Raw genomic sequence first — 4,190 nt, forward strand, 5'->3', positions numbered from 1 at the left:
ATTGTCGGGCCAGTTCGATCATGTCGGCGACCAGGCGATCTTCATCCGCTCGCCCTTGCGGCAACTTGCGCTGCGTGGAGCGATGCTGGCGCAGCACCTGGCAGGCCCGACGCTCGGAAACGCCCAACTCACCCCGGACATGGTCAATGCAGGCCCGGCGGCGAGCGGGGCTCAGAAGTTTCCCCGACCTGCCCCGCCAACCTTGCCGATGGCCGCAGCATGGCATGGACCGAGATTATCACGTGTCGGTCAGCACTTTCTGGACGTAGTGGCGGCCTGCGACATATGTTGAAATTGCAATCGAGTACCGGTGTTCTCGTCACTGATCACACACCAGAATTTACGCAATTGTTGTCGGATATCGGTTTATCACGCCAGTGTGTCACAGCCTTACCGGTCGCCCCAACATCTTCATTTCGGATCTGGCATCCAAAAGCCAGCCTTGAGCCTCGCCGTAGTAAGTTGCTCACGAAACCTAACTCCGCATAGCCGCAATCAGCGCTTCATCCCCGGCGATCGCAAGCTCCATGAAAAGGCGGCTCCTTGTATCCATGATATCCACGAAGCGGACGCCCTCGAAATTCAAGGTCTTCGACGTGCTCGCTGTGACAAGGCCGATTCCGACCCCTCCTGCGACTATGGCGAGCTGCGAGTGAACCCGGGGGGCGCTTGCGACGACATTCAATGTTCTTCCGTGCTCGAACGCGAGTCGTTCGATGGAGCCCATCAACGATGGACCCTGTTCGCGCGGGAACAAGACGAAGGGCTCGGCGGCGATTTGCGCAAACGAAATCTGCTCGCTACGCGCAAGCGGATGATTAATAGGCAGAGCTGCAACGAACGGGTCGCGTCCGAGCGAATGGAAGGGTATGTCCTGGGTCGCGATCGGCGGATGCAGCAGACCGACATCTATCCGCCCCTCCAGCAAAGCGGCCTCTTGTTCGGGCGTGGTCATTTCCGACAAATCTGTCGGCCGCCCAGAAAGCTCTCGCAAAAGACGCTGCAGCGCGCCGGTCAATGCGGCGCTGACAAAGCCAATCCGCGTCATTGGATTGCCCTCAACCACTCGCCGGACCCTGGTTTCTGCGCGGTTGAGTCGGGCGAGCACATCCTGCGCCTCCTCGGCCAGAACGCGGCCCGCCTCCGTCAGCGCCATTCCCTTTGGCAATCGGTCGAATAGCACGAGACCGAGATCGTCTTCCAAGCGTTTAATCGCTTGGGTGAGCGGTGGCTGTGACACGTTCAGCGCCGCGGCGGCGCCACGGACTGAACCGGCATCGGCGACGGCAAGGAACTGCCGAAGGAGCTTGTGATCGAGCGCGAGACGAGACATGGCTCGAACATACATGATAGCCAATCCAGATCAATCGTGTTGATAATAGTATTGGAATGGTATCGCAAAAGCGTCCATCTCTGGTCGAGCTGGAATTCAATTCGAAGTGAACGTTATGCCGAACCGATTCTCCAAGACCGCAATCCTTTCATCCACCTCACTCGCTGCCTTCATGGCAACCGTGCTCGCCGGATCGGCGGCGGCGGACGTCACCCGCAAGGATATGACGGTGTCTTCGGCTCCAGGGATCGACCTTTTCGTGCGGCAGGTGCGGGACGAGGATGTCGAGACACGCCGCGGACCCGTGCTCTTGCTGCATGGCGCCCGCGTCGGCGGGCTCGCATCCTTCGACGTGGATGTTGATCAGTTGTCACTGGCCGAAGATCTCGCAGAAGCGGGGCATACGGTCTACATTGCCGATCTGCGCGGCTATGGCCGCTCGTCATTTCCGCCTGCGATGGACGGCGACCGTTTTGGTTCCGCGCCCGCTGTACCGACTGCGGAAGCCGTCGAGGACGTCAAGGCGGTGCTGGATGAGATCGCGAGTCGCCACGGGAGCGAAGCGGTCGGCGCGATGGGGTGGGCCACCGGCTCGCACTGGCTCGCCGCGACAGAGGCCGCGTATCCGGGCTCGATCGATTATCTGGTCTTCTACAACTCCGTCTACGGCGGAGAGGGCGAATGGTCTCTGACCGAGAACTTCGCCGCGCCGGGCGAACCAGCGACCTTCAATTATGACAAGTTCGGAGCCTATCGCCTCTCCGACGCGGCAAGTCTCGTCGGGCGCTGGACAGAGGCCGAAGGGATCAGTGACGCATTCGTCGATCGCTACGTCGAGTTGGCGATGGAGGGCGACCCGACCGCGGCAGAGCGCGATCCGGAGAGCTTCCGTCATCCCTCGGGTCCCATCGCCGACACGCTGAAGGCTGTCAACGACGCACCCCTCTATGATGCCGGAAATATCCGCGCCAACGTGATAATCCTCCGTTCGGACGAGGATTTCTGGTCACGACCCGTGGATGTGGAGACCATGACACGCGACCTGACGGCGGCTGGCGATGTCACGGTCCATGAGCTGCCGGGTGCATCTCACTACGTGCATCTGGAGCCAGGCGAGGGACGCGCTTCGTTCTTCAAGGTTGTGACCGATTACCTCGCCGATGGGGCGCTGGACGAGGTTGGGGGGCAGACACCCAACGAGGGTTGATGCTTCCGCTCCAAATTGGGTGGCGGCCCTCTTCAAGGATGCTATTGCGCTCTGTCCTCTGTTGAGCCTGCTGCTGGCCCTTCCTCGCACGCAATCGCTCGAAGGGTTTGCTCGCTCAAAGCAGTGTGGTTGGCGCGAACAATTATCGACACCCTGAACGCTCTGGAACCTGGCACCGCCCCTCCCTGAGACGAATTCAATCGGAGGTCATCATGAAAAACAATTGTTCAAACGCATCGACATGGATGCCTCAACGCCTGATCAAGGCAGCATTCGGCGCCATTTTCGCCAGCGTCTGGCTGCTCGCCGCCCCGTCCGCGGCTCACCATGGATGGGGTTTCTACAACACTGACGCGCCGCTCCTCTTCAGCGGAAAACTCGTGGAGGTGAACTACACGAACCCCCATCCCGAAGTGACAATCGAGGTCATCGAGGGCACCGTGTTCGATCCTTCTTCGCTGCCGGTGCCGGAGGAACTGGCCGCGCTTGGCTTCGCGGAAGTCGTTGCCAAAGCCGAAGTCGCGCCCGCGGGGCAGTGGACGCTCGACCTTGCGCCGATCTCGCGTCTCAACCGCTGGGGAATGCCGCGGGCGCCACAGGTCGGCGATACGCTCCAGGCCGTAGCGTTCCCCTCATGCGAGGAACCGAACGTCGCCCGCCCGAACCTGATTGTGCTCGACGGAGTCGGCGTGCGCCAGCAATCAGTCGCGCTTCCCGCAGGTTGCTCCGGCGAACCGCGTGGCTGAAGCTCGTGTTCGCATAGGAAGGCCGTCATGTGGGACGTCGTCCTTGCGACAATGAACATGGTCCAGGAACTGGATTGGGTGCGCGCGCTACGCACTTCCACCTGGGCCTATCCGCTCGTCAACGCGGCCCATATCGCGGGCTTTGCTCTGCTGTTCGGGGCGATCGCGGTGGTGGACATATCGATCCTTCGGCGTGGTCACCACGATCCGGCTACAGATGGCTTCAGCGTCCGTATCGCTTTTTTGGGCTTTGGTTTCGCATTGGCCAGCGGCCTGGTTCTGTTTGCGGTCCGTGCACAAGCCTATGTGCAAAACCCTTTCATGGGAATGAAGCTGTGTCTCATTCTGCTCGCGGGCGCCAACGCTCTTTTCTTCCACATCATGTCGGGACGCGCGAACGCGTCCCGCATCTCGGCATCCGTTTCACTCTTCATCTGGACCGCCACGATCGGAAGCGGGCGTCTTGTGGGGTTTTGGTGAACTCGGCTTTCCGGCAAAGCTGATAAAGGTTCGTCGCCTCTTTCCTGTTTCACTCGCCTTCTCGCGTTGCGACGGCCGCCGCCCGTTCAACGAGACCTCTGTCACCGGTCTCATCTTCGAGACGGAATGTGAGCTCTGTGACGCGCCAGTCTCCCCCGATCTTCTTAAAGCGATAGGCGTACTCGCCTGCAACCATCCAGGTTGCACTGATCAGCCCCACTTGAGTGGTCCATTTTAAAAGTTAGTGCATCGCCGGTCTTTGGTCCATCGGAAGGATGGTTTCCGGGGCTGGCGGGCGATAGCCCAATGCGCTGTGTGGTCGTTTCGTGTTGTAGTGCTTCCTCCATTGCTCGATCAGTATTTGTGCCTCGCGGAGGCTGTAGAAGACTTCTCCATTCAGCATTTCATCGCGGAAGCGGGCGTT

At 60.3% G+C, this 4,190-nt stretch carries 5 protein-coding genes and 1 pseudogene; 3 read left to right on the forward strand and 3 right to left on the reverse strand.

The window, feature by feature from the left end; translation table 11 throughout:
- Both L598_RS20440 and L598_RS20445 read right to left on the reverse strand, forming a co-directional pair.
- Positions 1-184 (reverse strand): annotated as a pseudogene (locus L598_RS20440) (IS3 family transposase); the annotation flags it as partial.
- A gap of 291 nt (positions 185-475) precedes the next feature.
- Positions 476-1,348 carry a LysR family transcriptional regulator gene (locus L598_RS20445; RefSeq protein WP_144865718.1) on the reverse strand — a complete coding sequence of 291 codons (873 nt, stop codon included), beginning with the start codon at positions 1,346-1,348 and terminating at the stop codon, positions 476-478.
- A 100-nt stretch (positions 1,349-1,448) separates the two neighbouring features.
- On the opposite strand from L598_RS20445, the gene L598_RS20450 reads away from it, so the two are divergent.
- The 3 genes from L598_RS20450 (at position 1,449) to L598_RS20460 (ending at position 3,766) form a co-directional block, all read left to right on the forward strand.
- A complete protein-coding gene (locus L598_RS20450) occupies positions 1,449-2,540 on the forward strand; it encodes an alpha/beta fold hydrolase (RefSeq protein WP_144865720.1) in 1,092 nt (363 codons plus the stop codon).
- 212 nt (positions 2,541-2,752) lie between these two features.
- Entirely contained in the window at positions 2,753-3,286 is a 534-nt protein-coding gene (locus tag L598_RS20455) for a hypothetical protein (RefSeq protein ID WP_144865722.1), read from the forward strand.
- A gap of 27 nt (positions 3,287-3,313) precedes the next feature.
- Positions 3,314-3,766: a hypothetical protein gene (locus tag L598_RS20460; protein WP_144865723.1), complete on the forward strand. Its 453-nt coding sequence runs from the start codon at positions 3,314-3,316 to the stop codon at positions 3,764-3,766.
- 241 nt (positions 3,767-4,007) lie between these two features.
- Here L598_RS20460 and L598_RS20465 read toward each other — a convergent pair.
- On the reverse strand, positions 4,008-4,190 hold a 183-nt coding region (locus L598_RS20465), incomplete at its 5' end, for an integrase core domain-containing protein (protein WP_144865725.1).

The organism is Mesorhizobium sp. J18, from assembly GCF_007829525.1.
In the GTDB taxonomy this organism is placed as follows: Bacteria; Pseudomonadota; Alphaproteobacteria; order Rhizobiales; family Rhizobiaceae; genus VLJP01.

What these genes read in the sequence shown, in the direction of transcription:
- L598_RS20445 (WP_144865718.1), bottom strand. Translation starts at nt 1,348, where the DNA reads ATGTATGTTCGAGCCATGTCTCGTCTCGCGCTCGATCACAAGCTCCTT.
- L598_RS20450 (WP_144865720.1), top strand. Translation starts at nt 1,449, where the DNA reads ATGCCGAACCGATTCTCCAAGACCGCAATCCTTTCATCCACCTCACTC.
- L598_RS20455 (WP_144865722.1), top strand. Translation starts at nt 2,753, where the DNA reads ATGAAAAACAATTGTTCAAACGCATCGACATGGATGCCTCAACGCCTG.
- L598_RS20460 (WP_144865723.1), top strand. Translation starts at nt 3,314, where the DNA reads ATGTGGGACGTCGTCCTTGCGACAATGAACATGGTCCAGGAACTGGAT.